This is a genomic window from Sorangium sp. So ce117 (assembly GCF_051524395.1).
Classification (GTDB): domain Bacteria; phylum Myxococcota_A; class Polyangia; order Polyangiales; family Polyangiaceae; genus Sorangium; species Sorangium cellulosum_B.
Map to the genome: position 1 here is coordinate 12,587,531 of NZ_CP150309.1, position 24,009 is coordinate 12,611,539.

At 73.5% G+C, this 24,009-nt stretch carries 24 protein-coding genes; 9 read left to right on the top strand and 15 right to left on the bottom strand.

Going from position 1 to position 24,009, the window contains the following annotated elements; all coding sequences use genetic code 11:
- Positions 1-23: 23 nt before the first annotated feature.
- Together WMF46_RS47235 and WMF46_RS47240 are read right to left on the bottom strand one after the other, a co-directional pair.
- Positions 24-518, bottom strand: coding sequence for a hypothetical protein (locus WMF46_RS47235; RefSeq protein ID WP_437983250.1), 495 nt, complete (start codon positions 516-518; stop codon positions 24-26).
- A 92-nt stretch (positions 519-610) separates the two neighbouring features.
- Positions 611-1,270 (bottom strand): siderophore-interacting protein, encoded by a 660-nt coding sequence (locus WMF46_RS47240; RefSeq protein WP_437983251.1) that lies wholly within the window; start codon positions 1,268-1,270, stop codon positions 611-613.
- 318 nt (positions 1,271-1,588) lie between these two features.
- Here WMF46_RS47240 and WMF46_RS47245 point away from each other — a divergent pair, with 318 nt between their 5' ends.
- A complete protein-coding gene (locus WMF46_RS47245; RefSeq protein WP_437983252.1) occupies positions 1,589-2,131 on the top strand; it encodes a hypothetical protein in 543 nt (180 codons plus the stop codon).
- Between the two features lie 61 nt (positions 2,132-2,192).
- Here the strand turns inward: WMF46_RS47245 and WMF46_RS47250 are convergent, their stop codons facing one another.
- Positions 2,193-2,816 (bottom strand): DUF4389 domain-containing protein, encoded by a 624-nt coding sequence (locus WMF46_RS47250; protein WP_437983253.1) that lies wholly within the window; start codon positions 2,814-2,816, stop codon positions 2,193-2,195.
- 27 nt (positions 2,817-2,843) lie between these two features.
- Positions 2,844-3,305 (bottom strand): CoA-binding protein, encoded by a 462-nt coding sequence (locus tag WMF46_RS47255; protein WP_437855270.1) that lies wholly within the window; start codon positions 3,303-3,305, stop codon positions 2,844-2,846.
- A 384-nt stretch (positions 3,306-3,689) separates the two neighbouring features.
- Here WMF46_RS47255 and WMF46_RS47260 point away from each other — a divergent pair, with 384 nt between their 5' ends.
- On the top strand, positions 3,690-4,592 hold the full coding sequence (locus WMF46_RS47260) for a PfkB family carbohydrate kinase (RefSeq protein ID WP_437983254.1): 903 nt from the start codon (positions 3,690-3,692) through the stop codon (positions 4,590-4,592).
- A gap of 28 nt (positions 4,593-4,620) precedes the next feature.
- Here the strand turns inward: WMF46_RS47260 and WMF46_RS47265 are convergent, their stop codons facing one another.
- Together WMF46_RS47265 and WMF46_RS47270 are read right to left on the bottom strand one after the other, a co-directional pair.
- Positions 4,621-5,931, bottom strand: a complete 1,311-nt coding sequence (locus tag WMF46_RS47265) for a hypothetical protein (protein WP_437983255.1) — start codon at positions 5,929-5,931, stop codon at positions 4,621-4,623.
- Positions 5,932-5,941: 10 nt separating this feature from the next.
- Entirely contained in the window at positions 5,942-7,318 is a 1,377-nt protein-coding gene (locus WMF46_RS47270) for a hypothetical protein (protein WP_437983256.1), read from the bottom strand.
- Between the two features lie 251 nt (positions 7,319-7,569).
- Between WMF46_RS47270 and WMF46_RS47275 the strand changes: the two genes are divergently transcribed.
- Positions 7,570-8,283, top strand: a complete 714-nt coding sequence (locus tag WMF46_RS47275) for a glutathione S-transferase family protein (RefSeq protein ID WP_437983257.1) — start codon at positions 7,570-7,572, stop codon at positions 8,281-8,283.
- Between the two features lie 144 nt (positions 8,284-8,427).
- Here WMF46_RS47275 and WMF46_RS47280 read toward each other — a convergent pair whose 3' ends face one another.
- Both WMF46_RS47280 and WMF46_RS47285 read right to left on the bottom strand, forming a co-directional pair.
- Entirely contained in the window at positions 8,428-10,347 is a 1,920-nt protein-coding gene (locus WMF46_RS47280) for an ATP-binding protein (protein WP_437983258.1), read from the bottom strand.
- 197 nt (positions 10,348-10,544) lie between these two features.
- The gene (locus WMF46_RS47285) at positions 10,545-11,357 is read right to left on the bottom strand and encodes a glycerophosphodiester phosphodiesterase family protein (protein WP_437983259.1); all 813 of its coding nucleotides are present in this window, start codon (positions 11,355-11,357) and stop codon (positions 10,545-10,547) included.
- Positions 11,358-11,457: 100 nt separating this feature from the next.
- Between WMF46_RS47285 and WMF46_RS47290 the strand changes: the two genes are divergently transcribed.
- A complete protein-coding gene (locus WMF46_RS47290; RefSeq protein WP_437983260.1) occupies positions 11,458-12,054 on the top strand; it encodes a Crp/Fnr family transcriptional regulator in 597 nt (198 codons plus the stop codon).
- A gap of 21 nt (positions 12,055-12,075) precedes the next feature.
- Here WMF46_RS47290 and WMF46_RS47295 read toward each other — a convergent pair whose 3' ends face one another.
- The 3 genes from WMF46_RS47295 to WMF46_RS47305 all read right to left on the bottom strand — a co-directional run bounded on the left by WMF46_RS47295 (position 12,076) and on the right by WMF46_RS47305 (position 14,653).
- Positions 12,076-12,390 carry a DUF3817 domain-containing protein gene (locus WMF46_RS47295; RefSeq protein WP_437983261.1) on the bottom strand — a complete coding sequence of 105 codons (315 nt, stop codon included), beginning with the start codon at positions 12,388-12,390 and terminating at the stop codon, positions 12,076-12,078.
- 312 nt (positions 12,391-12,702) lie between these two features.
- Positions 12,703-13,419 carry a DJ-1/PfpI family protein gene (locus WMF46_RS47300; protein WP_437983262.1) on the bottom strand — a complete coding sequence of 239 codons (717 nt, stop codon included), beginning with the start codon at positions 13,417-13,419 and terminating at the stop codon, positions 12,703-12,705.
- Positions 13,420-13,693: 274 nt separating this feature from the next.
- Complete coding sequence (locus tag WMF46_RS47305; protein WP_437983263.1) at positions 13,694-14,653, bottom strand: GlxA family transcriptional regulator; 960 nt, start codon at positions 14,651-14,653, stop codon at positions 13,694-13,696.
- Positions 14,654-14,802: 149 nt separating this feature from the next.
- Between WMF46_RS47305 and WMF46_RS47310 the strand changes: the two genes are divergently transcribed.
- Genes WMF46_RS47310 through WMF46_RS47325 form a run of 4 tightly spaced genes read left to right on the top strand, consistent with a single transcriptional unit; the run spans position 14,803 to position 19,326 of the window.
- On the top strand, positions 14,803-15,522 hold the full coding sequence (locus WMF46_RS47310) for an ABC transporter ATP-binding protein (protein ID WP_437983264.1): 720 nt from the start codon (positions 14,803-14,805) through the stop codon (positions 15,520-15,522).
- The gene (locus WMF46_RS47315; protein ID WP_437983265.1) at positions 15,519-16,778 is read left to right on the top strand and encodes an ABC transporter permease; all 1,260 of its coding nucleotides are present in this window, start codon (positions 15,519-15,521) and stop codon (positions 16,776-16,778) included. Before WMF46_RS47310 ends, WMF46_RS47315 begins: the two co-directional genes overlap by 4 nt.
- Complete coding sequence (locus WMF46_RS47320) at positions 16,772-17,971, top strand: FtsX-like permease family protein (protein ID WP_437983266.1); 1,200 nt, start codon at positions 16,772-16,774, stop codon at positions 17,969-17,971. The genes WMF46_RS47315 and WMF46_RS47320 overlap by 7 nt, the downstream gene beginning before the upstream one ends.
- Positions 17,968-19,326, top strand: coding sequence for a sensor histidine kinase (locus WMF46_RS47325; protein WP_437983267.1), 1,359 nt, complete (start codon positions 17,968-17,970; stop codon positions 19,324-19,326). Before WMF46_RS47320 ends, WMF46_RS47325 begins: the two co-directional genes overlap by 4 nt.
- On the opposite strand, the gene WMF46_RS47330 is transcribed toward WMF46_RS47325, so the two are convergent.
- The 4 genes from WMF46_RS47330 to WMF46_RS47345 all read right to left on the bottom strand — a co-directional run bounded on the left by WMF46_RS47330 (position 19,319) and on the right by WMF46_RS47345 (position 23,194).
- Complete coding sequence (locus tag WMF46_RS47330; protein ID WP_437983268.1) at positions 19,319-20,746, bottom strand: sigma-54-dependent transcriptional regulator; 1,428 nt, start codon at positions 20,744-20,746, stop codon at positions 19,319-19,321. The genes WMF46_RS47325 and WMF46_RS47330 overlap by 8 nt on opposite strands.
- 35 nt (positions 20,747-20,781) lie before the next feature.
- The gene (locus WMF46_RS47335) at positions 20,782-21,393 is read right to left on the bottom strand and encodes an NADPH-dependent FMN reductase (RefSeq protein WP_437983269.1); all 612 of its coding nucleotides are present in this window, start codon (positions 21,391-21,393) and stop codon (positions 20,782-20,784) included.
- 203 nt (positions 21,394-21,596) lie between these two features.
- Positions 21,597-22,124, bottom strand: coding sequence for an oxidoreductase (locus WMF46_RS47340; protein WP_437983270.1), 528 nt, complete (start codon positions 22,122-22,124; stop codon positions 21,597-21,599).
- On the bottom strand, positions 22,121-23,194 hold the full coding sequence (locus WMF46_RS47345) for a class I SAM-dependent methyltransferase (protein WP_437983271.1): 1,074 nt from the start codon (positions 23,192-23,194) through the stop codon (positions 22,121-22,123). Before WMF46_RS47345 ends, WMF46_RS47340 begins: the two co-directional genes overlap by 4 nt.
- 31 nt (positions 23,195-23,225) lie before the next feature.
- Between WMF46_RS47345 and tam the strand changes: the two genes are divergently transcribed.
- Positions 23,226-23,996, top strand: coding sequence for a trans-aconitate 2-methyltransferase (gene tam, locus WMF46_RS47350; protein ID WP_437983272.1), 771 nt, complete (start codon positions 23,226-23,228; stop codon positions 23,994-23,996).
- The last annotated feature ends 13 nt before the right edge of the window (positions 23,997-24,009 follow it).

A 24,009-nucleotide genomic window follows, 5' to 3' on the forward strand; every position in this document is an offset into this window, starting at 1 on the left:
TCTCTTTTTCTACGCGGATCAGCTCACCGCGAGCGGCGCAGGCCGTCCGGCACCGCGCGCACGGCGCTCTGGATGGCGGCCCGGAGGGCGTCGCGCTGGGCGCGCTCGCCGGCCGCCGCGCTGTCCTCGACCCGCGCGCGGCCCTCGACCACGAAGAGGATGTTACCCGTGTCGAGCTCGCGCACGGCCGCCGACACCACGCAGGCCGCCGTCAGGGTTCGCTCCCCGGTGCGCTTCGTGTCCAGGCGCACCACGGTGGCGGCGACCCCGTAGCGGCGGGTGAGCCGGAGCGGGCTCCAGTCGATCGCCGAGATCTCGGCGGACGCGTCCTGCCGCAGGAGAGGGACCACGTCACCGAGCCGCGTGGCGGCGGGATGCACGCGGCTCCGCGTCTCGGCGAGCGTGACGCCGGCGCGGGCGCGCGGCGCCTCGGCGACGCCGCTCCGCGGGTCCGGACGGGCGTCAGCGGAGAGCGTGAGTAGCGCGACGGCGAGCGCCCACCGTCCGATCTGCGTCATCAATCCCGGCCACCTCGATCAGAGGCGCTATCAGGATGCGCGCGGATGGCCAACAAACCACCCTTCCTGCGCTCGCAGGTGTGCAGAGAGGGTCAGTCGATCCCGGTCTTGCCCGCGATCCAGTAGGCCTTGGCGCGCACCTCCCGCACCCCGGCCGCCCGGAGCACCTCCCGGGCCCGCTGGATCCACGCGCCGCCGCCGCAGGCCACCGCCGTGGCGACGCCCGCCGCGCGCTCGCGGAGCAATGCGGCGGCCTCCTCGTCGGACCCCGCGAGGTCCACGGAGACGTCGAGCGATCGCGCCGCCGCCTCCGCCGCGGGGACGTTCGCCACCCGGAGCACGGCGCGGGCGCCGAGGCGGCGCGCCGAGGCTGCCACGCCGAGCGAGGTCTCGTCGCCGGTCAGGAGACCCACGCCTCCCAGACGGAGGGAGCGTTGCGGGCCGACGAACCGCACGACGTCGCCCGGGCGGACGGCCTCCGTCCACCGCGCGCCCGGCGCGCTCCCGTGCGCGTGGAGGAGCAGCGTGGTCCGACCCTCCGCCCAGTCGATCGGGGTGTACGTCCGCACGTCGTTCGAGGGGAGGAGCACCTGGATCTTGTCTCCGGGCTGCCAGCTGCTCGTGCGCAGCCCCTCGCCCTCGAGCACCACGTGCCGGTAGAGCGGGTGGGGCGTGTCCACGGCCCGCACCTTCGCCTCGGTCAGCACCAGCCCGCCGAGGAGCCCGAGCAAGCGACCTTTTCCGGATGCCATGCGGGTCAGCGTAGTCAGGGCGACTGTGCCGGTGCGTGAAGAAGCGCAAAGGCCGGAGGACCGGAGGGCGAAAGCCCTGCACAGACCTCTGGGCCCGCGCGCTCCAGCGCGGTCACGCAGCGGCGGGCGCGAAGGTCGGCCGGCGCTGAGGCCGGGCTCCCCCGGCAGAGAGGGCGATCACAGGCCCTTCGGCCCGCGCACGAGCGCCGCTCGGACCGGCGGCGCTCGAGGGCCGGAGCCCCCTGTCAGATCTGACAGAGCTGGGCGAGCGCTGGCGTCTCCACTAACCTCTGTCGGATGACCTCATCCTCCCGCGGCATGAACCCCGCTCGACGGCGCTCTTACCTGGCTTTCGCTTCCGTGCTCACCCTCGGCTTGGCGGCGGCCTGCGGAGGCGACGACGACGGGTCGGGCGACTCGAGCTCGGGTTCGGGCGGCTCGGGCCCGAGCCCCTCGGCGCTCGAAGAGCGCATCGCCGCCTGTCCCGACCTCTCCCTGACGAGCGATCCCAGCGCGAGCGCCTGCCTGGTCGGCACCTACGAGGGGACCACGCCTTCGGGCGAGGCCTGCAGCCTCGAGCTCGGCGAGGCCGGCGCCTACGAGTTCACGAGCCCCTCGCTCTCCGTCTCGCACACCGCGCCCGACGACACGATCTTCGTCTTCGATCACACGTCGATCGGCGGCTTCGAGCAGCTCGCGTGGAAGGTGTCCGATCCGATCTCGACCGAGACCTGGTACGAGCTGGACTTCACGGCTCGCTTCGGCACCGGAGCGGACGAGGCAAGCTCGAAGATCCAGATCGAGGTCACGGAGTATCGCGAGGACACGACAACGAGCGTCGTCTGCGTCGTCGACCTGTGACGGCTCCCTCCGGCGGCAAGGACCGGCGAACGGGCTCCTTCCTCGGCGCCGAGAGGACGCCTCAGGCGAACGTGCCCGCGTGATCGCGCGGGGTGCCGTCCACGGGACCCGGGTCGAACGCGAACGGCGGGTACTGGTCGACCAGCGACGCATGATGGGCGAGGAGCCGCGCCTGCCACCGGAGCACGCCGCACTGGAAATCGTAGATGGCCGTCGGGACGCGCTCGGTGAAGAGGACCGCGACCACCGAGACGAGCCACGCCAGATAGGCGACGCAGGAGAGCAGCGCGAGGACGATGGCCGAGGGGAGGCTCGTGAAGAGGCGCAGGAGCGCGTCCTTCGCTGTCGGCGCGCCGGTCGGATCGACGTCGAGGCGCGCGGTCTCGGCGGGGCGATCGAGCGGGAGCCTGTCGGTGAGCAGGAAGAGATAAGCGAACGCGGCCTGTAGCCACACGAGCGCGCGCGTCAGCCTCGGGCCGTCCTCGGCCAGGAACCGGGCCGATCCCTTCTGAGCCACCAGCGCGGCCGCCACGGCGGGCAGGGCCAGATAGACAAGCATCATGACGAACCCCACCGTGACGCCGGCAATCGAGAGCGCCGCGAGCAGGAGGACACGCGCGAGGAGCTGGACGCGATCGAGCTTCCAGGGGCGCGTGACGGTGAAGGTGACAGGATACGATGTCATCTCGAGATCTCCCAGGTTCATGGCGCTTCACGCGCGCGCCGGGTAACTCCCCGCGATCTTCTTGGTGAATCGGTGGAGCCGGTGGACGAAGCCCGCGTTCGGGAGGAACATCAGCGGGCACTCGCCCGCGACCACGCGGATCCCGAGCTCCTGACAGGCTTGCACGGCAGGCGCGCTCACTGCACCCTGACCGACCCCCCGGTGCAGCCACACGCGCTGGATGCCGGCAGCGGCGCACGCCCGCACGATCTGCTCGGTGACCTGGGGCGGGGTCATCACGATCGCCCCCTCGACCGGGGGATCGATCTCGCCGACCTCGGCGTACGCTACGCGGCCTTCGATCACGCCGCCCCCCGGGTTCACCGGAACGACGTCGTAACCCCGATCGATGAGCTCCCGCATCACCATCCGACTGAAGTCCTTGTCGTCATGCGATGCGCCCACCAGGGCCACCCGCCGGTGGGAGAGGAATTCATTGACGTCTTCCATCCTGTTCCGCATTGGGGCCTCCCGCGCTCCGCTTGTGCGCTCGTCACGACCGACGATCGACGATTGACGATCGACGATTGCACGGCTCGTGCCGGCCGGCGCAGGCGCGGCGCAGGCCGGAGAGCCTGTCCTCTGCGGCGCAACACGTGCGCCTGCGGTGCAGGTCGTGCTGGGCCGCGCCGCGCGCCTCTGCCTCGAAGTCCCGGACAGCGGGGAGCGCTGCGACGGTCCCCCTCCGGCGTCCGTGGTTCGCGCGCGCGTCGAGGAGCGCGACTTTCCGTCCGCCGAAGGTCCACGAGTGCAGCAGGAGCAGCTCGACGTCTGTGGGGACGGCCAAGTTACGGCGCGCTGCTGCGAGCCCCGCTGTGTAAGATGGGGATCCCCATGGCATCGATGTTTGCGAGCGCTGGGCGGGACACAGCGGCGCGCATCGCGCCGTCGCGGGGGTCGACCCTGGACGTCATCTGCGCCGGCGAGGCCCTCTGGGATCTCGCGCCTCCGGGCGGTGCCTCGCTGCGGTTCCGTCCGGGCGGCGGGGCGGTGAACGCCGCGGTCGCGCTCGCGCGGAGCGGGCTGCGCGTCGGGCTCGCGGCCGCGCTCGGCGACGACGCCCCGGGTAGGGCGCTCCTGGCGAGGGTCGCGGCGGCCGGCGTCGACGTCGCGGGTGTGGCGCTGATCCCGACCCGCCAGGGGCTCATCGTGCTGGAGGACACCGGCGAGGCGCGGCACATGGTCGCCCACCGCGCAGAGGACGATCTGCCCCTCTCGGTGCCCGAGGGGTGGGCGGCGCCGGTGCTGCTGCTCTCGGGGATCTCTCCGGCGCTCGCGCCGATCGCCGCGCTCTGCCGGGCCGCGCGGGCCGCGCGCCGCACGGGCACCGTCGTCGTCGTCGACCTCAACGCGCGGTGGCGCCTCTGGGCCGGGCGCGATCCGCGCGTGCTCCACGCCCTGCTCCGCGAGGCCGACGTGGTGCGGTGCAGCGCGGCGGACCTCGCCGGGCTCGGCCTCGACGACGCCCAGCTGCGCGCCGCCATGCGACCGAGCGCGACCCTGGTGCTCACCCAGGGCGCCGGCGCAGCCCGCGCCGCCGGCCCCTTCGGCGAGATCGCGCTCGCCCCGCCGGTCGTGGCCGAGAGCCGCGCGGCGGGCGCGGGCGACGCGTTCACCGCCGCGATCTGCGCCGAGATCGCCCGCGCCGGCGACCACGGCCCGGAGCGCCCCGACCTCTGGACCCGCGCGATCCAGCGCGGTCACGCCGCGGCGAGCGCGAGGGTCGGCCGGCGTTGAGGTCGGGCTCCCCCGGCGGAGTTCGCGGTCACGGGCCCTTCGGCCTGCGCACCAGCGCCCCCGTCGCGGGCCCGCCGTTCCACGCGAGGCTGAAGTAGACGTTGGTCCCGTCCACCGCGATGCCCCACGGGTAGCTCAGGTTGCGCGCGTGCGTCGCGAGATCGCTCCCGTCGAGCCGCGCGCTCTGCACCTGGCCGTCGGCCTCCCGCGCGGTCGTCCAGAAGACGCGCGCGCCGTCGAACGCGAGCTGCGCGGGGATCTGCGGCAGATCCGGGACGACCCTGCGAAGCGGGCTCCCGGGCGAGAACGTGGCGATCCCGCGCCCCTCGATGAGCCACAGCGCGCCGCCGCGCGCCTGGAGCGCGCGCGGGGCGACCAGCGCCTCGTGCAGCCTCTCCGGCGTGCTCGGCGGCGCCGCGTCGCGCGCCACCCGGTAGATCGCGCCGTCGGCCGCGCCGGTGCCCCGCGCGGTCACGTACACATGGCCGGCGTCGAGCGCCACCCCGCTGGCGGCGCCCGGGATGGCCGCGAGCATCACCTTCGGCGCGCCGGGCTCGGCGCCGAGCGGCAGCGTGAACAGCCCGCCGTCCTCGAACGCCGGCGGCGTCCCCGCCTCGACCCAGTAGAGCGCGCCCTTGTCGACAGCGAGCGCCGTGACGCGGAGGGCGTCGGGCGCGAGCTCGGTCACCTCGCCGCCGGCCTTCGGGACGGCCGCGAGGCCGCGCGCGTGCGCGAAGTACACAGCGGCCTCGTCGAGCGCGAGCGGGCCCGGGCGCTCCTGCTCCGGCGCGAGCGCCACCGGCGTCCCGCCGCCCGGATCGAGCCGCATGACGCTCCCGTCCGGCGCGTCGCCCGAGCCCTGGTTGGTCCAGTAGAGCCCGGTCGCGTCCATCCCGAGGAACGTGGGCAGCCGGAGCTCGCCTGCGAGCACGGCGGCGTCGCAGGTGCCGTTCCAGCAAGCGTCGGCGCAGGTCACGCCGCAGGCGCCGCAGTGGCGCGGATCCTCCGCGACGAGGACCTCGCAGCCGTTGGCGCCGTCGCCGTCGCAGTCGGCCCGCCCGGCGTCGCACGCGAGGGTGCAGGCGCCCGCCGCGCAGAGCGCCGTCGCGCCGCCGCCGCCCGCGCAGCGCGCGCCGCACGCGCCGCAGCTCTCGACGCTCGTCAGCAGGGCGGCCTCGCAGCCGTTGTCGCTGTCGCCGTCGCAATCGGCGAAGCCTTCCGGGCAGAGGTCCTCGCGCGGCGTCGTGGGCCCGGGCGGCGCGGCGCTCGGCGGTGAAGAGCAGGCGGCGAGCAGGAGCGCGCCGAGACCGAACAGTGCATGACAGGGGTTCGAAGGCATCGGCGTCTCCTCAGGGGTTCGGGTGGACGACAGGCAGGAACGCCACGCACATCTCGTCGAGCGTCGACTCGCCGAGGACGATGTCCTGCGGCGCGGGCAGGCGCTCCTCGATGAGCTGCGCCGCGAGCGCCGGGTTCTCCGTTGTGTTGTCGTACGTGCAGCGCAGCTCGATCGTGTCGCCCGACCGCAGCGTTGGCAGCTCGTCGATCGGCGCGTCGTAGCTGTAGAGCCGCTGCCAGTTGTAGTCCCACGCCGGCGTCTGGACGAGGCACTGGCGGTCGGCCTCGTCGCCCCGCGGATCGGCGCGGATCTGGTCGACCTTGAGGTCGACGCCGGCCCGGTGCATGTGGACGCCGGCGCCGTAGATCGAGATCTCGGGGATCGGGAAGTCGATGACGTACCGCATCCGTTCCACGTGCCCCCGGGCGCCGGCCGGGATCCGGAACTCGACGCTCCCGCGGTCGCCCGGCCCGGGCAAAAGCCCGTTGCCGTCCCGGAACGGCGCCTCGGCGTTGCCGAGCGCGAGGTTCGAGAGCGCGCGGCTCGGCTTCTCGTCCGCGAGGCGGAGCGCGACCCGGGTCGCGTCGGGCGAGGGCGCCTCGCCCGGCTTCGGGTGGTAGTGGACCTGCATCACGAGCAGCGCGTTCGCTGGCACCGAGATGCCGATGTCCGGCGGCAGCTCGAACGCCTGCGTGCCGGGCGCCCAGGCGCCGAGCAGCGACGTCTCGGAGAGGCGCGCGTCGCCGAAGCACTCGTAGCTGCCGCTCTCGCCGCCGAGCGCCTCGCCCTCGCGGTTCGCGTCGATGAAGAGCAGCGCGTGGTGCACGACAGCGCGGTTGCCCGGCAGCACGTCGTAGCCCTGGACCCACGCCTGCTCCGTGAGCCCCGGATCGAGGACGAAGCAGCGGAAGCTGTCGGAGCCCTCCGCCGCGGCGAAGGGGGCCCTGGGCGAGAGTTCGAGGTCCGTGCGCGACAGGCCTGCCGCGACGGGCGTATAGGGGGCCGGGGCGTCCGCGGGATCCCCCTTGGGCGCGCCGGCGTCGCTCCAGGCGCGGAGCAGGGCGATCTCGTCGAGGGAGAGGTGCAGGTCCCCCCGGAACGGGCGAGGGGGCGCGCACTCGTCGGTCGGCAGGGCGCCCCACGGCGGCATCCGCCGCGCCTCGGTCTCGTCGGCGATGACCGGCGCGAGCGCCTTCGCGTTCTCGTACGAGGCCAGGCTCACCGGCGCGGTGCCGCCCTGCGCGTGGCAGCCGAGGCAGCTCTTCTGGAGCAGCGGCTCGATGTCCCTGTGGAATGTCGGGGTGCTCGCGCCCGGCGCCGCCTCGGGGGAACAACCGAGGAGGAGCGCCGTGGCGGAGGGCAAAACGAAGTAGATGAGAAGACGCATGCGAGGCGCCCAAGCAGCGAGCGTGCCCGAAAGGGATTGGCCGCAATCGGCGGGCGTCGCGCGAGGGCGCGTGTCCGCGTCCGGACAGGTGTCCGCGAGGGAGGCGGACAGGTGTCGTGCGGCCGCGGTCCGGCGCCGGTTTCTTGCGGGGGACGAGCGATGGATTCCGTCCCTTATCCGTCTACGTGGACGCCGCGCCGCTCCTCGGGGAGATGACATGACGTGCTGGAACTTCAACGAGGAGCGCCGAGATGATCACCCTCTATCAGGCCCCCGCCGCGTGGGGCATCCCGAACATCAGCCCCTTCTGCGTCAAGCTCGAGACCTGGCTGCGCATGGCCGGCCTCCCCTACGAGGTGCGCTCCGCCGACCCGCGCCGCGCGCCGAAGGGCAAGATCCCCTATGCCGACATCGACGGCTGTACCATGGGCGACTCGCAGCTCATCATCGAGCAGCTGGAGCGCGCCCACGGCGACAAGCTCGACGCCCACCTCACCGCGGAGGCGCGCGCTCGAGGCCATGTGATCCGGCGCATGCTCGAAGAGGCGTTTTACTGGATGGTGGTGTTCGTCCGCTGGAGCGAGCCCGAGGGGTGGGCCGCCTACCGCCCCATCTTCCTTCCGTTCATGCCGCGGGTCGCCGGCGGCGTGATCGTCGAGCTCTTGCGCAAAAGGATGACCGGCATGCTCCGCGCGCAGGGCACGGGGCGCCACAGCCGCGAGGAGATCTATGCCCAGGGCACGGCGGATCTCGGCGCCATCGCCACCCTGCTCGGCGACCAGCCCTTCATGCTCGGGACCGAGCCGAGCTCGGTGGACGCGACCGTGTACGCCCTCCTCGCCAGCGTGCTCCGCTTCCCCGTCGATTCCCCGCTGAAGCGTCACGCCGCGGCCCAGCCCAACCTCGTTGCCTACTGTGAGCGCATGCGGCAACGCTACTATGCCGACTGGACCGCTCCCGCCTGACCTCCGAGGAATCCGCTCATTTGCAGCCCTTTTCAGCGGAGACAATTCACAGGGAGGCGGGGAGAGGGGGAGGGAAATCTTCAAAATACTCCCCGTCTCCTCGCCTCCCTGTGAAATTCTCCCCGCTCCTGCGCCTCTATCGTATCAGGCGCCTTTGCGCGCGAGCCGATAAACCGCCGCCACGAGCTCGCCCGGCTGGACCGGCTTGGCGAGGTGGAGCTGGAACCCGGCGTCTCGGGCCTGAACGATGTCCTCGCGCCGGGCGAAGGCGGTGAGCGCCAGCGCCGGCACGGAGCCACCGAGGTCCGGAGCGCGGGCTCGAAGCTCGCGAAGGAGGGCGTAGCCGTCCTGCTCCGGCATGGCGATGTCGCTGACGAGCACGTCGGGCCGAGCACGACCCATCATCTCCAGCGCGGCCGAGGCCGAGCCGGTCTCGGCCGCCTGGGCGCCTGCCTCGCGCAGCACCATGGTGACGAGCTCCCGCGCGTCCGGCTCGTCGTCGACGACGAGCACGCGCAGCCCGTCGAGCCGGGGGATCGTCCCGGCCGAGGGGTGCTCGATCTCGGACGAGACCTCGGAGCCCTCGCTCTGCGCCAGGGCCACGGCCCGCACCGGCAAGCGCACGCTGAAGGACGCCCCTTTCCCCTCGCCGTCGCTCCGCGCGTGGATGGTGCCGCCATGGATCTCGACGAGGTATTTGACGATCGCCAGCCCGAGACCGAGTCCGCCGTGCTGCCGTGTGGTGGCCGCCTCCGCCTGGCGGAACCGCTCGAACACGTGCGGGAGAAACGCGGCCGAGATGCCTTTCCCGGTATCCGTCACCGTCACCTCGACGCCGCCCGGATGGAGCGCCGTCTGGAGTCGGACCTGCCCGCCACCCGGCGTGAACTTCACGGCGTTGACCAGCAGATTCGTGACCATCTGCTGGAAGCGATCGGGATCGCAGACGATGTTCCCGACACCGGGATCGAGCCTGACCTCGAGGCCGATGGCCTTCGCGTCAGCGGCCGGCCGGATGGCGTCGACCGCGGTGCGGACGAGCTCGTTCACGCTCGTGTTCCTGGGGTAGAGGCGGATCTTCCCGGTCACGATGCGCGAGCTCTCGAGGATCTCCTCGATGAGCCTGGCCTGCGCCTCGGCGTTGCGTTCGATGACCTCCATCGCCTTGGGCGCGAGCTCCGGCCGCGAACGCTGCATGCGCGCCCACCCGAGGATCGCGGTCAGGGGCGTGCGGAGCTCGTGCGAGACGATCGCGAGGAACTCGTCCTTCAGCCGGCTGGTCTCCTCGGCCTGCGCCAGGACCTCGGCCCGCTGCTGCTCGAGGCGCTTCTGATCGTCGACGTCGGTGCAGGTGCCGAACCAGCGGAGGATGCGCCCTGCGTCGTCGCGCATCGGCAGCGCGCGGCCCAGGAACCAGCGGTATGCGCCGTCGGCGCGCCGGAAGCGGTACTCGATCTCGTAGTCTTCCCCCGTCTCGACGGAGCGAACCCACCGCTCCCAGGCGCGTTGCTGATCGTCGGGGTGCAGCTGGTCGTTCCAGCCGGCGCCGCGCGTGGCGTCGGGCGTCTCGCCTGTGTAGTCGTACCAGCGGCGGTTGTAGAAATCGTGATACCCGTCGGGCCGCGCCGACCAGACGAGCTGTGGCATCATGTCGAGGATGCGGCGAAGGCTGCGCTCGACCTCCGGGATATCGTGGGTCTCCGAGGTCAGCGCTGGAGCGGCCGTCACCGGAGCGGCGCGCTCCTCGACGAACAGGATCCCGACGAACGCCACGGCGCCTGACGCATCGCGGATCGGGAAATAGTGCCCGGTGAACGGCGCGCCGCTGATCGAGCCGAGCGGCACGGCGCGCGAGACGCCGTCGAGCGCCGCGCGAAGCGCCGGGGCGTGCCCGCCCCGCAGCGCGGGCGCGATCTCGCTGCGCTCGTCGGCGCTCGGGCCGAACCTCGCGCGATACGCCGGGTTCTCGTGGGTCGCGACGCCAGCCGGGCTCAGCACGAGGACGGGGAGGGGGAGGCCTCCGATGACGTCGTCGAGCCACAGCTGCTCTTGCTGCTGCTTCATCCGCGACGACACCCTATAGCGCACCGGCGCGATAGGCGCCGTCGGCGCGTCGCGACCTCGCGGCGGACGAGCTGCTTCGCGAGCAGGCGAGCGTACCGGGGCGAGCCGAACGCACGCGGCCGCCTCGCAAATTCAGCAAGTCCTGGCCAGTCCAGACTCACGCGGTCGCTTGAGAGCCTCGACACGACACGTCGCGCTCAGCGCGGGCGATCCGCGAGAGCGGCGCGCGCCGCGACGAACGCGGCGGGGCGCGGCGTGAAGACGCCGTCCACCCCGAGGTCGCGCAGGCGCGCCAGGTCCTCCACGCGCTCCACGACCCAGACCCACACCCGTTCTCCGCGCGCGTGCGCCTGCCGCAGCCCACGCCGACTCAGCACCTGCAGCGCGCCGTGGCGCTCCGGGATCATCAAGACGCCGCCGGTGCGCGGCGCGAGCGCGTCGAGCCGCGCGCGCTCCAGGAGGACGCGCAGCAGCACCTCGCGCGACGTGCCGGCGAACAGCCAGCCTGGCCGCGCGCTCCGGATCGCGCCCACCACGCGCGGCGCCTCGCTCGCGATCACCACGCGTGACGCCGCGTCGTGGCGCGCGACCAGCGCCGCCACGTCCGCCGCGATCTGCGGGTGCGTCGCGTGGACGTCGAGCACGAACGGGTGCCGCGGGAAGCTGGCGAGCGCGTCGTCGACCGTGGGGATGCGCACGCCGCGCCCGCGGTGCGTGTGCCGCCCGCCCGCCTCGAACGCGAAGCCCGCGTCGAGCCGGGCGAGCGCGGGATACGGCAGCTCGGCGACGCGCCCGCGCGCGCCCGTCGTGCGCCAGGTGTCCTCGTCGTGGTGCGCGACGAGCACGCCGTCGGCCGTCCGCTGAACGTCGAGCTCGATCACGACGTCGCTCGCGAGCGACGCGGCGTGCTGGAACGCCTCGAGGGTGTTCTCGGGCTGCTCGGCGGCGCCGCCGCGGTACGCGATGATCCTGAATCCGTCCGAGAGCAGCGGGTGGCGGCGGCTCGACATGCGCGCACCGTAATGCCCGCCGCCCGCGGCGCGCATTCACTTCGGATAAGATCGCGCCCGTGCTTGTCGGGCAAGCCTCGCGCTGATACGTCCGTCGCCCGTGGAGGGCTCCTTCGCAGCGGTCCGCGAGCTCCTGGCCGGCTACGCGCGCGTCCCCGAGGAGGAGATCCGCTATTTTCTGGGCCTGACGCGGCGCGTGCGCTTCGAGCGCGGCGAGCTCATGACCCGCGCCGGGGAGCGCCCGCGCGATTTCGGCCTGGTGCTGAGCGGCCTGGTTCGAAAGTTCTACGTCACCCCGCGGGGACGCGACGTGACGCGCGGCTTCGCCATGGAGGGCGAGCTCGTTGGCGCGTATGCCGCCTTGCTCAGCAAGTGCGCGTCGCAGCTCAGCGTGCAAGCGCTCGAGGACTCGAGCGTGCTCGTCGTCGAATTCGAGGCCTTCGAGCGTCTCTACGACCGGCACCCGAGCTGGAGCACGCTGGGGCGGCGCGTCGCCGAGGCCCTCTTCGTCGAGCGCGAGCAGCGCGCGGCGGAGCTGCTCACGCTCAGCGCCGAGCAGCGCTACGAGGCGCTGCTGGCGCGCAGTCCCGCGCTCGCCGAGCGCGTCCCGCAGTACCAGATCGCGTCGTACCTGGGCATCACGCCCGTGTCCCTGAGCCGCATCCGCGCACGGCGCGCGCAGCGCCGGCGCGCGTGACGTGGACGCGACGCGCCAGCGTCAGCCATCGCCGGCGGTCTGCGTGTCGCCCTCGATCTCGCGCTTCAGGGCGCGATCCAGCACGAACGTCCCGAAGGGGACGAGCGACGCGACGAGCGCCGCGAGGGAGCGGCGATGCGGCCAGTCGCGCTCGCTGGCCACGCGAATCAGCGCGCCGACGAACAGGAGGAAGAGGAGCCCGTGGGCGCTGCCGACGATCCGCACGGCGATCGGCAGCTCAAAGAGGTACTTGAGCGGCATCGCGACGCCGAGGAGGACCAGGAAGGACAGCCCTTCCAGGAAGCCGACGAGGCGCAGGGTGCGGAGCGCGCTCATCGTTCGACACCAGACCAGGTGGGGTGAAAGACCATCATCAGCGGCACCCCGAAGGGAAGGGTAAAGGTCATTACGAACGTGCCCGTCGTGGACGAGGGCGAGCTGCGAAGCCAGCGACGGGGTGATCGCCGCGGCGATCCAGAGCTCTGTCATGGGGAGTTGTCGCAGCGCGGTCAAGAGGTATCCCGCGATCCACGTGACGACCAGCCCCCGGGAGGCCGCGGCGTGGGCGGCGCGCTCCCGATCGACGAGGGATGCGGAGACAGATGCTGGCATCATGCTACGGCCCGTGGCGGCCGCGCGTCCGGCGCCTCAGCTCGCTCTGCTGCTCCTCTCGGCGGCGATCTTCCGCATCTGCTGATCGTACGGATCGAGGACGCTCAATAGGCGCTGCGTCAGCTCGGGTCCCGCAGCTTCGGGCACCCCGGCGTTGAAGGGCGGGGCGGGGTCGTATTCCAGCATGAGCTGCGTCAGCTTCGCGGCATCGTCTCCGCGCAGCAGCGCCAGCAGCGCCAGCCCGAAGTCGATGCCTGCTGTCACCCCGCCGCCCGAGATCCGGTTGCGATCGACCACCACGCGCGCCCGGACACACTCCACGCCGAACGCCTCCAGGATGTGGCGCGTGGACCAGTGTGTCGTGGCCTTGTATCCTTGCAACAAGCCCGCCGCGGCCAGGATGAGCGACCCCGTGCACACGGAGGTCACGTACCTGGAGCGGGCGCCCCGATCCCTCAGGAACCGAAGGACCTCCTGATCCACCATGGCGTCGGGGGTGCCCATGCCGCCCGGCACGAACAGGATGTCCAGGTCGTCCGGACAGTCGCTGAAGGTCGCCGTCGGCTGGATGGGAACCCCCGAGTCAGACATGACCAGGTCGCGCGTCTTCCAGAGCAGATAGGTCGTCGCATGAGCGGTCAGCACGCTTTGCGGGCCGATCAGATCCAGCGCCGTGAGGCCCGGGTAGAGCACCATGCCGACCTGGAGCGGCGGCTGAGGACCTGGCAGCTTGATGTCATAGGTGTCCGTCATCGTTCGTCCCTGAACCCTTTCGTTTCTTCATTTTCGGATGATCGCCCTGATGGCGGAGCTTCGTCTCGACGCCGCCCCGCGCCCGGCGCTCACGAGCGCGGCTGAACGCGCTTCGCAGGCCTGACTGTGAGCGGCGCCGGCCGCGGCGGAAAGGACATCGTCCCCTGCTTTCAGGACACGCGGGCGCAAGGCACCCGCGCACCCCGTCGCGTGCAGCCGTGCGCGAAGGATCCGGCGAGCGTCGACGGCGCTCGGCCGAGCGCCCGGCGTCCGCTCACGCTCGACCGAAGCGCCTCCGGTAGTCCTCCGGCGTGACCTGCAGGGTGCGCTGGAACGCGCGCCGCATCCGCTCGTCCGTGCCGAAGCCGCAGTCGCGCGCCAGCTGCTTCATCGACGCTCGGCCCCCCTCGAGGCAGGAGCGCGCCTGCTCCAGCCGGGCCGCCTCGACGAATTTCGCCGGGGTCATCCGCATGGCCCGGGTGAACGTCCGCGCGAAGTTGCGCGGGCTCATCCCGGCCCTCTCCGCCAGCGCCTCGACGCGCAGGTCGGCGTCGAGGTGCCGGAGCACCCAGTCGATCACGCCCTGCAGCGGGCCCGCGGCGACCGTCTGCGCGAGGAGCGGGCGGCTGAACTGGGACTGGCCACCCGGGCGCTTGAGGAACACAACGAGCCCCCGCGCCACCTGGAGCGCCATGTCGTATCCGAGATCCTCCTCCACCATCGAGAGCGCGAGGTCGATGCCCGCTGTCATGCCCGCCGACGTGTAGATCTTCCCGGAGCGCACGAAGATGGCGTCGGGGTCGACCTCGACGCCGGGAAACTCGCGCGCGAGCGCTGCCGCGGAATGCCAGTGGGTGGCCGCGCGGCACCCCGCGAGCAGCCCCGCGGCGGCGAGGAGGAAGGCGCCTGTGCAGACGGCGCCCATGCGCCGCACCTCGGGCGTCGTCGCGCGGAGCCAGGCGAGCAGCCGGGCGTCCCGCGTCGCTTCACGGGTCTCGCCCCCGGCGACAAGCACCGTATCGATGCCGGGCGCCAGATCCGCGAGCGCCTTGTGGGCGACGATCTGCACCCCCGACAGCGTCCGGATCACGCCGCCGTTCACGGCCGCGATCTCGACCGCGTAGGCGGGGGGAGCGCCGGGCACCTTCGCTCTCGCGATGTCCGAGGCCAGGGCGAATACGTCGGTGGGCCCCACCACGTCGATGGCGCTCGCGCCGTCGTAGGCCACGGCCACGACCCTGCGCGTCGGTCCATGGCGATGCGCGCGCGGCGCGGCAGAGGGAGCGGATTTCGATGCAGGGGGCCGCTTCACGCGACGACGGTAGCTGTCTGGCCGGTGGCCTTGAAGATAAAGTACCTGCAATTCCTGCCAAAGAGACCGACATGATACGGATGACGAACGTCACCAAGGTCTACCGGCGCGGCCTGTTCGAGACCCACGCGCTCGCCGGGTTCACGCTGCACGTCGCGCGCGGCGAGTTCCTCGCCGTGATGGGCCCCTCCGGCTCCGGGAAGACGACGTTCCTCAACGTCGCAGGGCTCCTCGATCCCTTCGACGGGGGCGAGTACCTGCTCGACGGCGAGCCGATGCAGGGGCTCTCCGACGCCCGCGCGAGCGCGATCCGGAACCGGAAGATCGGCTTCGTGTTCCAGAGCTTCCAGCTCATCGCCGACCTCGACGTGCTCGACAACGTCGACGTGCCGCTGCGGGTCCGCGGCATAAGCGCGCGTGTGCGGCGCGAGCGCGCCTTGCGCGCGCTCGAGGGCGTCGGCCTGAGCGCGCGGCTCCACCACCGGCCCAGCGAGCTCTCGGGCGGCCAGCAGCAGCGCGTCGCGATCGCGCGCGCGCTGGTCGGCGAGCCCTCGCTCCTCCTGGCCGACGAGCCCACCGGCAACCTCGACTCCCGCTCGGCGCGGCAGATCCTCGATCTGCTCGAGCGCATCCACGCCGGCGGCACGACGATCGTCATGACAACGCACGACCCCGAGCTGGCGGCGCGGGCGCGCCGCAGGGTCCACGTGCTCGACGGCAAGCTCATCGATCCCTGGGCCCCCGCGCCGCCGGCGCCGCCCTCGGAAGCTCCGCCGGAGGGCCTCCCGTGACGGCCGGCGACGCGCTCCGGATGGCCCTCAGGAGCCTCGGCCGGCAGCCTGGGCACACCGCCATCATGCTGCTGGCGTTCACGCTCGGCCTCGCCGCATGGACCGCCGCGCGCGCTGTCCTCCACGCGCGCGCGTCCGATCCGTTCGCGTCGGCGCGCGGGCTCTACTTCGTCTCCCTCCCGCGGGAGGGCGGCGCCGTCACCGATCCCAGGGCGATCGATCCCCCGAGCTACCGGGATCGCGTCCTCCTCGAGAGCCCCCACCCTTCGCGCGCGTCGGATCTCTTCGCCGCCGTGGCCGCCGGGAGCCCGGACGACGGCCCGCTCGCCCCTGTCCAGGTGATCTTTTGCACCAGCGATCTCTTCGGCATGGTGGGCGCAACGGTCCGGAGCGGCGCGATCTGGCCTGCGGCGGAGGGCGTCGGCCAGGAGCGCCCCGTCGTGCTCTCCGACGTGGCGGAGCGCGCGCTGTTCTCCGGAGCCAGCGGGATCGGGCGCACGCTGCGGCTCTTCGGCGAGCCGTTCCGGGTGGTCGGCGTCGTCGCGCTCCCGGCCGCCCCGCGCACGCGCGCCCCGCGCACGGCCGTGGTCTTCGCGCCGAGCGCCGCCGGCCTCGCGCTCGGCGTCCGGCCGGCGCTGGTCCGTGAGGTCGAGGACCCGGGCGGCAGCTTCGACGCGCTCGCCGCCACCGACAACGGCTGGCTGGATCTCGTTGTCGAGCTGCGCGACGAGCCCAGCCGGGCCGCGTTCCAGGCCGAGCTCGACGCCTACGCCCGCGGCGAGCGCGCGCGCGGCCGGCGCGTCCTCGGGGCCGAGCTCGTGCCGCGCGAGCGCCTGCACGCGCTCCGCGCGGACGACCCCGGAACGACCCTGTTCGTCCTGCTCGCCGACGTCCTCCTCGGCGCCTGCACGCTCAGCGTCGCGCGGCTGCTCGAGGGGAAGCTCCGCGCGAAGCGCGCCGAGATCGCCGTCTACCGCGCGTTCGGCGCGAGCGCCCGCGGCGTCTTCCTCGGGCTCCTGACCGAGGTGGCGCTCGTGGCCGCGAGCGCCGCCGCGCTCGCCATCGGCGTCGCCGCGGCGGCGCTCGAGATCGTCAACCGCGTCATCCACCTCCGGCCGGTCGACTACCACCTCGAGGCGCGCTCCGCCGGCGCGGCGCTCGTGGCCGCGATGACCGCCGGTCTCCTCGCCGGCGCGTACCCGGCCCTGCGCGCGGCGCGGATCCCTCCGGCCGAAGGGCTCCGGCGATCGTGCTAGGCCCCCTCGTCAGGGCGCTCTCTCGCCGGAAGACGCCCGCGCTCCTCATGGTGCTCGAGACCGCCTTCGGCTTCGCCGTGGCCGTGCACGCCTCGGGGCTCGCCGTCCACTATGCCCGCGGCGCCTCCGCGCCGCGCGGCATCGAGACGCGGTCGCTGCTGCTCGCCGCGACCGAGCGCGACGGCCCGAGCTTCGCGTCCCTCGACGAGCGCGCGGCCGCGGTCCGCCGCGACGCCGCGGCCCTCGCGCGCGTCCCCGGCGTCCTCGCCGCCGCCGAGGCGACCGCGGCGCCGTTCAACCTCACGCACCGGGAGGTCGTCGAGACGACCCTCCCGGGCGGCCCGCGCGCGGTCGCCTGGATGCTCGACGATCGCGGCGGCGTCGCCGAGGTCCTCGGCCTCGCTCCCCTCGCGGGGCGCCTGCTCACCGCAGGGGACGCTGCGGGCGCGGAGGCGACGCCCGCCGTCGTCACGCAGGCGCTCGCGGCGCGCCTCTTCCCGGACGGCCGCGCGGTCGGGCAGATCGTGCGCCGGAGCGCCCGGCAGAGGCCCCTCGTCGTCGTCGGCGTCGTCCCGTCGTTCCGCGTCTCCATGGGCCGCGATCCCGACGACGCCCAGCGCGCCCTCTTCGCGGCCCAGGGGCCCGCCCTCGGCCGCTCGCTGACGTACCTCGTCCGTGTCGGTCCGGGCGCTGACGACCGCGCCGGCGCGCGCGTGCGCGAGGCCCTCGAGCGCGCCGATCCGCGCCGCGCCGTGCTCGTGCGCCGGCTCGACGAGGGCGTCGACCTCGACGCCGGCACGAGCCGCGGCGCTGGCGGCCTGGCCCTCGCGCTCCTCGGGGCGATCTTCGTCGTCGTGTTCCTGGGGCGCATCGGGATGGCCTCGCTGCTCGTGGCCGAGCGCCGCCAGGCCCTCGGCATCCGCCGCGCCCTGGGCGCGACCCGCGCCGACGTCGCGCGCCTCGTGCTCGCGGAGAACGCGCTGCTCACGACGGCCGGCCTCGCCGCCGGTGCCGTCGCCCTCGCGGGGCTCCGGGCCGCGGCGCGCGCCGCGGCCCCCGAGCTCGACGTGCCCCTCGAGCCGCCGACGGCCCTCCTTGTCGCCGTGGCCCTCTGGCTCGCGGGCATGGCCGCGGCGCTCGTGCCCGCGCTCCGGGCGAGCGCTGTTTCCCCCGCGGAGGCGTCGCGATCATGAACTCCTTCCACGCGTGGCCCCGCGCGCCGCTCCGCGCGCCGCTCCAGGTCCGCCTCGCCGCCGTGGTCGCGCTGACCGCCGCCGCGGCTTGCGCCGGGAGCCTCGCCGCCGCGCGAGCGCAGGCGTCCCTGCCCGTGTCCGCCCTTGCGGGGCTCGGGCTCGCCCTGGTCGCCGGCGCGCTCGCCTCCCGCGCGCTGCTCGGGCGCGCGGTCGGCCTGCTCCGCGCGGTGACCGACGGCCTCGCGAGCTTCGCCGAGTCGGACTACACGCAGCGCGTCCGGCACGACCGCCGGGACGAGCTCGGGGATCTCGTCGAGCGCCACAACCGCCTCGGCGACGCCCTGCGGGCGCAGCGCGACGACCTCTACCAGAAGGAGCTCCTGCTCGAGACGGCGCTCGACGCCACGCCCGTCGCGATGGTGCTCCACGACGAGGCGGGCCGGATCGTGTACGGCAACGGCGCCGCGCGCGCCCTCTTCGCCGCGGGCGAACGCGTCGGCCAGAGGACGCTCTCCGCGCTGCTCGCGGGGGAGCCCGAGGAGCTCCGCGCCGCGATGGTCGCCGGGCATGACGCCCTCGTGTCCGTCGAGCGCCGGGGCGAGATCGAGACGCTGTACGTCGCCCGCCGCGCGTTCCGCCTGAACACCCAGGCGCACGTCCTCGTCTCGGTTCGGTCGCTCACGCGCGAGATCTCGCGCCGGGAGGCGGAGCTCCACAGGAACGCGATCCGGTTGATCAGCCACGAGCTCAACAACTCCCTCGCGCCGATCTCCTCGCTCCTCCACTCGGGCCGCCTCCTGCTCGATCGCCCGGAGCAGCGGGAGCGCCTCGGCGTGGTCTTCGACACCATCGAGGAGCGGAGCGCGCACCTCGCCCGCTTCCTCGCCGCGTACGCCGAGCTCGCGCGCCTCCCGCCGCCCGCTCCCGAGCGGGTCCCGTGGCGCCCCTTCCTCGAGCGGCTGCGCGGGCTCGCGCCCTTCACGCTGGGCGGCGCGCCGGACGAGCCAGGCTTCTTCGATCCAGCGCAGATCCAGCAGCTCCTCCTGAACCTGCTCAAGAACGCCGTCGAGGCCGGGAGCCCGCCCGACCAGATCGAGGTCTCGGTGCGGCGCCTCTCGACGGGCGAGCTCGCGCTCACGGTGGCCGACCGCGGCCACGGGCTGCCGGACGACGCCCCGGGCAAGGCGCTCCTGCCCTTCTACTCGACCAAGCAGCAGGGCCGCGGGCTCGGCCTCGCGCTCTGCCGCGAGATCGCGACCGCGCACGGCGGCGCGCTCGCGCTGCGGCGCCGCGAGGGGGGCGGGGCCGAGGCGGAGTGCCGCCTGCCGCCGCCGCCGGACGAGCGCGCTACTTGAGCTTCCGCTCGATCTGGATCCCGAGCCGGTCCATGCGCCGGTAGAGCCCCTGCCGGCTCAGGCCGAGCGACGCCGCGGCCTTGGCGATGACGCCCCGCGCCTCGACGAGCGCGCGCTCGATCTCGAGGCGCTCGGAGGAGGTCGCGGAAGGCGCGGACGACGCGGCGTGCGCAGCGGGCGCGGCGCCGGTCGCGATGGGCGCCGGCGGCACGCGCGCGACCGCGTCGAGCCCCAGGTCGTGCGGCTCGATCGTCTCGCCCTTGCGCACCAGCGCCGCGCGCGTGAGCCGGTTCTCCAGCTCGCGGACGTTGCCCGGCCAGTCGTGATCGGCGAGCGCGTGGCGCGCGCGGGGGCCGAGCGTCACCCGCTCGCCGCCCGCCGCGCGCGCGGCGAGGCGATCGAGCAGGTGGCTCGCGATCGGCGCGATGTCCTCGGGGCGATCGCGCAGCGCGGGGATCGTCAACTCGATGACGTTGAGCCGGAAGTACAGGTCTTCGCGGAAGGATCCCTCGGCGATCGCCCGCGGGAGATCGCGGTTGGTCGCGCTCAGCACGCGCACGTCGGCCTTGCGGGTGACGCTGCTCCCGAGGCGCTGGTACTCGCCGGTCTGGAGGACGCGCAGCAGCTTCTTCTGGCCGTTCAGCGACAGCGTGCCGATCTCGTCGAGGAAGAGGGTGCCGCCGTCGGCCTCCTCGAAGCGGCCGGCGCGGAGGCGGGTCGCGCCGGTGAACGCGCCTGGCTCGGCGCCGAACAGCTCCGCCTCGACGAGCTCGTCGGGGAGGGCCCCGGCGTTCACCTTGACGAACGGCCGGTCCCGCCGCCGCGAGTTGGCCTGGACGATGGTGGCGAGGAGCTCTTTCCCGGTGCCGTTCGGCCCGGTGATGAGGACGGGCACGTCGGCGGGCGCGACCTTGACGGCGAGGTTCACGACCTCGTGCATCGCGTCGCTCACGTACACGAGCCCGGCCAGGTCGTGGCGCTCGGCGAGCCGGTGCCGCGCGCGCCCGCGCTGGGCCAGGAGGCGCGCGTTCTCCTGCTCGAGCGCCCGCAGCCGCGCCAGGTTGCCCACGGTGGCGACGAGCTTCTGGTCGTCCCACGGCTTGGGCACGTAGTCGCTGGCCCCGGCCTTGATCAGCTCGACCGCGCCCGCGATCGACGTGAACGCGGTCATGGCCACGACGGGCAGCTCGGGGTCGACGGCCTTGATCCGGCGGAGCAGCTCCAACCCCTCTTCGCCCGAGGTGGCGCTCTGCCGGAAGTTCATGTCCTGGACCACGGCGCCGAGCTCGTCGCCGAGCACCGCCGCCATCGCCTCATCGGGCGTGGCGGCGACGCGGACCTCGTGCCCGTGCAGCTCGAACAGCGTCGTCAGCGCGACGCAGACGGCGGGCTGATCGTCGATGACGAGGATCTTCGGCACCCGGCGAGACTAGCGTGTTCGCCGCCGGGGGCCCGTCACATCCCGTAAGGGTACTTGGCCAGGTCGATCGCGCCGCTCGCGCGGACCTGCTGCAGGGCTTTTCCGTACTGGAGGAGCATGCCCAGCGCGTAGCGGAGCCGCTCGCGGATGCGCTCGTCGTCGGGGGACTGCGGCGCCTCAGGGTCGTTGAGGAGGCTGCGGACGTTGCGCACGATCACGTGGTCCGGGATGTAGCAAAGGTACGTGTTCTTGTAGCTGCTCATGCGCAGCTCCGCGATCGGGTAGGCGCCGCCCGCGCTCGCGGAGACGCCGACGATGAGCGCGGGCTTGTGCGCGAGCTCGCCCCGGGAGCAGAGGAGGAAGAAGTTCTTGAGTCCGGCGGGGACCATGCCGCCCCACTCCGGCGCGATGATCACGAAGGCGTCGGACGTCTTGAGCTCGGCGGAGATGGGGCCCCAGACGCGCTCCCATTTCTCGGACGGCTGCCAGACCTCCGGGTCCCAGAGCGGAAGCGGGTTGTCGGCGAGATCGAGCGTGTACGTGGAGGAGACGTCCGCCGACGACGACAGCTGTTGCTGCACGTGGCGCGCGATCTTCCCCGATTCGGAGCCGTTGCGGTGACTGCCTGAGATGACAGCGAGCTTCATAGGGTCTTGCGTGCGGCCGGCGACGGATCGCGCGGCGCTCCTCGGTGATCGGTGGAATGCGGCGCGATGCTACCCCGCGCTCGCGCGGCGGGTCGAGGAGTTCGTCGGCGCGGGCGACCCTCGGCCCGCGCCGCGAGAGGCGCCGTGGCGACAGGCGCCGCGCGCGGCGAGCGCCGCGGCCGGAGCCGCTTGAGGAGGACCGTTTACGAAGGCTGGAAGGGGACGGGCCGGCCGCGGCGCCAGCCGCGCCCGAGCAGCCGCTCGATGAGGCCGATCGTCAGCGCCGAGGCGAGCGTCAGGGCCGCCGTCTCCGCGCGCGCGGCGGCCAGCGCGGCGAGGAGCGCGCCCGCGGCGAGGACCCAGGGGCGCACCATGGTGAGCGGGCCCAGGATCGTCACGCTGGCGAGCACGCGCGCCTCGTGGATCGGCAGCGCGTAGGCGAGCAGGGCGGTGCAGACGAGGGCGGCGTAGGCGCCGTAGACGAGGATCAGGCGCTGTCCTGCCGCGAGCAGATCGATCCAGAGGCCCGCGGGGTCGGGCGCGAGCCCGAGAACGGCGAAGGTGAGGGCCGCGAGCGCGGCGATAGCGAGCAGCCCTGCGAGGGCGCCGCGGCGGACGGCGCGGAGGAAATAGGCGCGCTTTTCAATGCGCGGGTTGCGGCCGGCGGCGTCGCGAAAGCCGCAGAACGCCGCGTCGACAAGGGCGAGCAGGGTGAGCAGCGCGGGGATCACGTGAATGCCCCGAGCCGGCGGCCGGCGCGCGGGCCGAGCTGCTCGGCGAAGGGCGCGCGCAGGTCCGGGCGGAGGCCGATCACCGCGTGCATGATGCGCAGGACGGGAAAGGGCCCGACGTGGCCGTCGAACAGCGCGCAGGAGAGGCCCTCGGCGCCCGCGCGCGCCGCCGCGAGGAGCGCGTCGCCGGCGTGGGCGCGGAGGGCGGAGAGGACGCCGTCGTGGCGGGAGAGCGGCTCGCGCATGCGGGCCTGGTGGAAGATCCAGGCGCCGAGGGGAGACAGGTGGCTCGGCTTGATGTCGAAGTGGATGAACGCGAGGGCGCCCGCCCTGGCCTGCTCGCGGAAGAACGACACGAGGGCGTCGCCGCGGAAATGGTGGACGACGCCGGTGGACAGGAAGACGGTGGCTGGCTCGCGCAGCGTGAACGCGTTGGCCACGTGGAAACGGCACGGGAGGCGCTCGTCGCTGGCCGCCGCGCGCGCGGCCTCGATCAGCGCGCGGTTGTAATCGCAGCCCACGAGCTCGACGTCGGCGCCCAGCGCCCCGCGGGCGGCGAGCCAGCGGACGACGTAGCCGAGCCCGCAGCCCACGTCGACGACGCGCAGGGGGCGGGGCGCGCCGGCGGCGCGCAGCGCGTCGAGCAGCGGCGCGAGCACGAAGCGGACGCGCGCTCCCTGGTCGAACTCCTCGGACAGGCGCTGCAGCTCGGCGTGGACGCGGAGCAGGAGCGCGTCGACGGCGGCCTCGTCGAGCAGATCGTCCCGCGCCGGGAGCCGCGCGGCGAGCCGGGCTGCGCCGGGGCGGCCTGCGGCGCGGAGGCGCTCGACCACCGCGCTCCGGCGCACGGGGAGGCGCGCGAGGGTGTCGGGATCGTAGTCGACGAGGAGATCGGAGATCTCCGGAGCATCCACCGGCGCGAGGGTGCCGCTCCCGTGCGGGGATGTCCAGCGCGGCGGCCTCGGCGGCTCCTGCGCTGTCGCCGCCGGGGGCGTCCTCGGTTTCTGCGTCGACAGGCGCGCCCGGATCTGCTGGAAGTAGGGAAAGGAAACGGCGGCGGGTGGGATCACGCTCTGCCGCGCTGGATCGGTGGAGGGCGTGATGGCGGACTGGGATCCTGCGCAGTACCTGAAGTTCGAGGACCAGAGGGCGCGTCCTGCGATTGACCTGCTCGGCCGGGTCGACCTCACCGCGCCGGGCGACATCGTCGATCTCGGTTGCGGGGCCGGCAACATCACCCGCCTCGTGGCGCAGCGCTTCCCGGGCCGGGGGCTCCTCGGGGTCGACAGCTCTCCGGAGATGCTGGCGCAGGCGCGCGCCGCGCTGCCCGGGGCGCGGTTCGTCGAGGGCGATATCGCGCGCTTCGCGCCGTCCGCGCCGCCCGCGCTGATCTTCAGCAACGCCGCGCTGCACTGGCTCGACGACCACCAGGCGCTGTTCCCGGCGCTGCTCGGGCGGCTCACGGCCGGCGGCGTGCTGGCGGTGCAGATGCCGAGGAACCACGGCGCGCCGTCGCACGCGGCGATGGTGGAGGCGAGCCGGTTGCCTCGCTTCCGCGACAAGCTGGCGGCGGTGGTAAGGGAGAGCCCGGTCGCGGCGCCGTCGGCCTATTACGGGATGCTGGCGCCGCACGCGGCGCGGCTCGACATCTGGGAGACGGAGTATCTGCACGTCCTCGAGGGCGCGAATCCGGTCGTCGAGTGGACCAAGGGGACCGCGCTGCGGCCGCTGCTCGCGGCGCTCGATGAGCACGAGCGGGCCGAGTTCCTCGAGGAGTACGGCGGCCGGGTGGCGGCGGCGTATCCGAAGGCGGCGGACGGGAAGACGCCGTTTCCGTTCCGGCGGTTGTTCCTCGTCGCCACGGCGCGGTGAGCGCGGCCGCCGC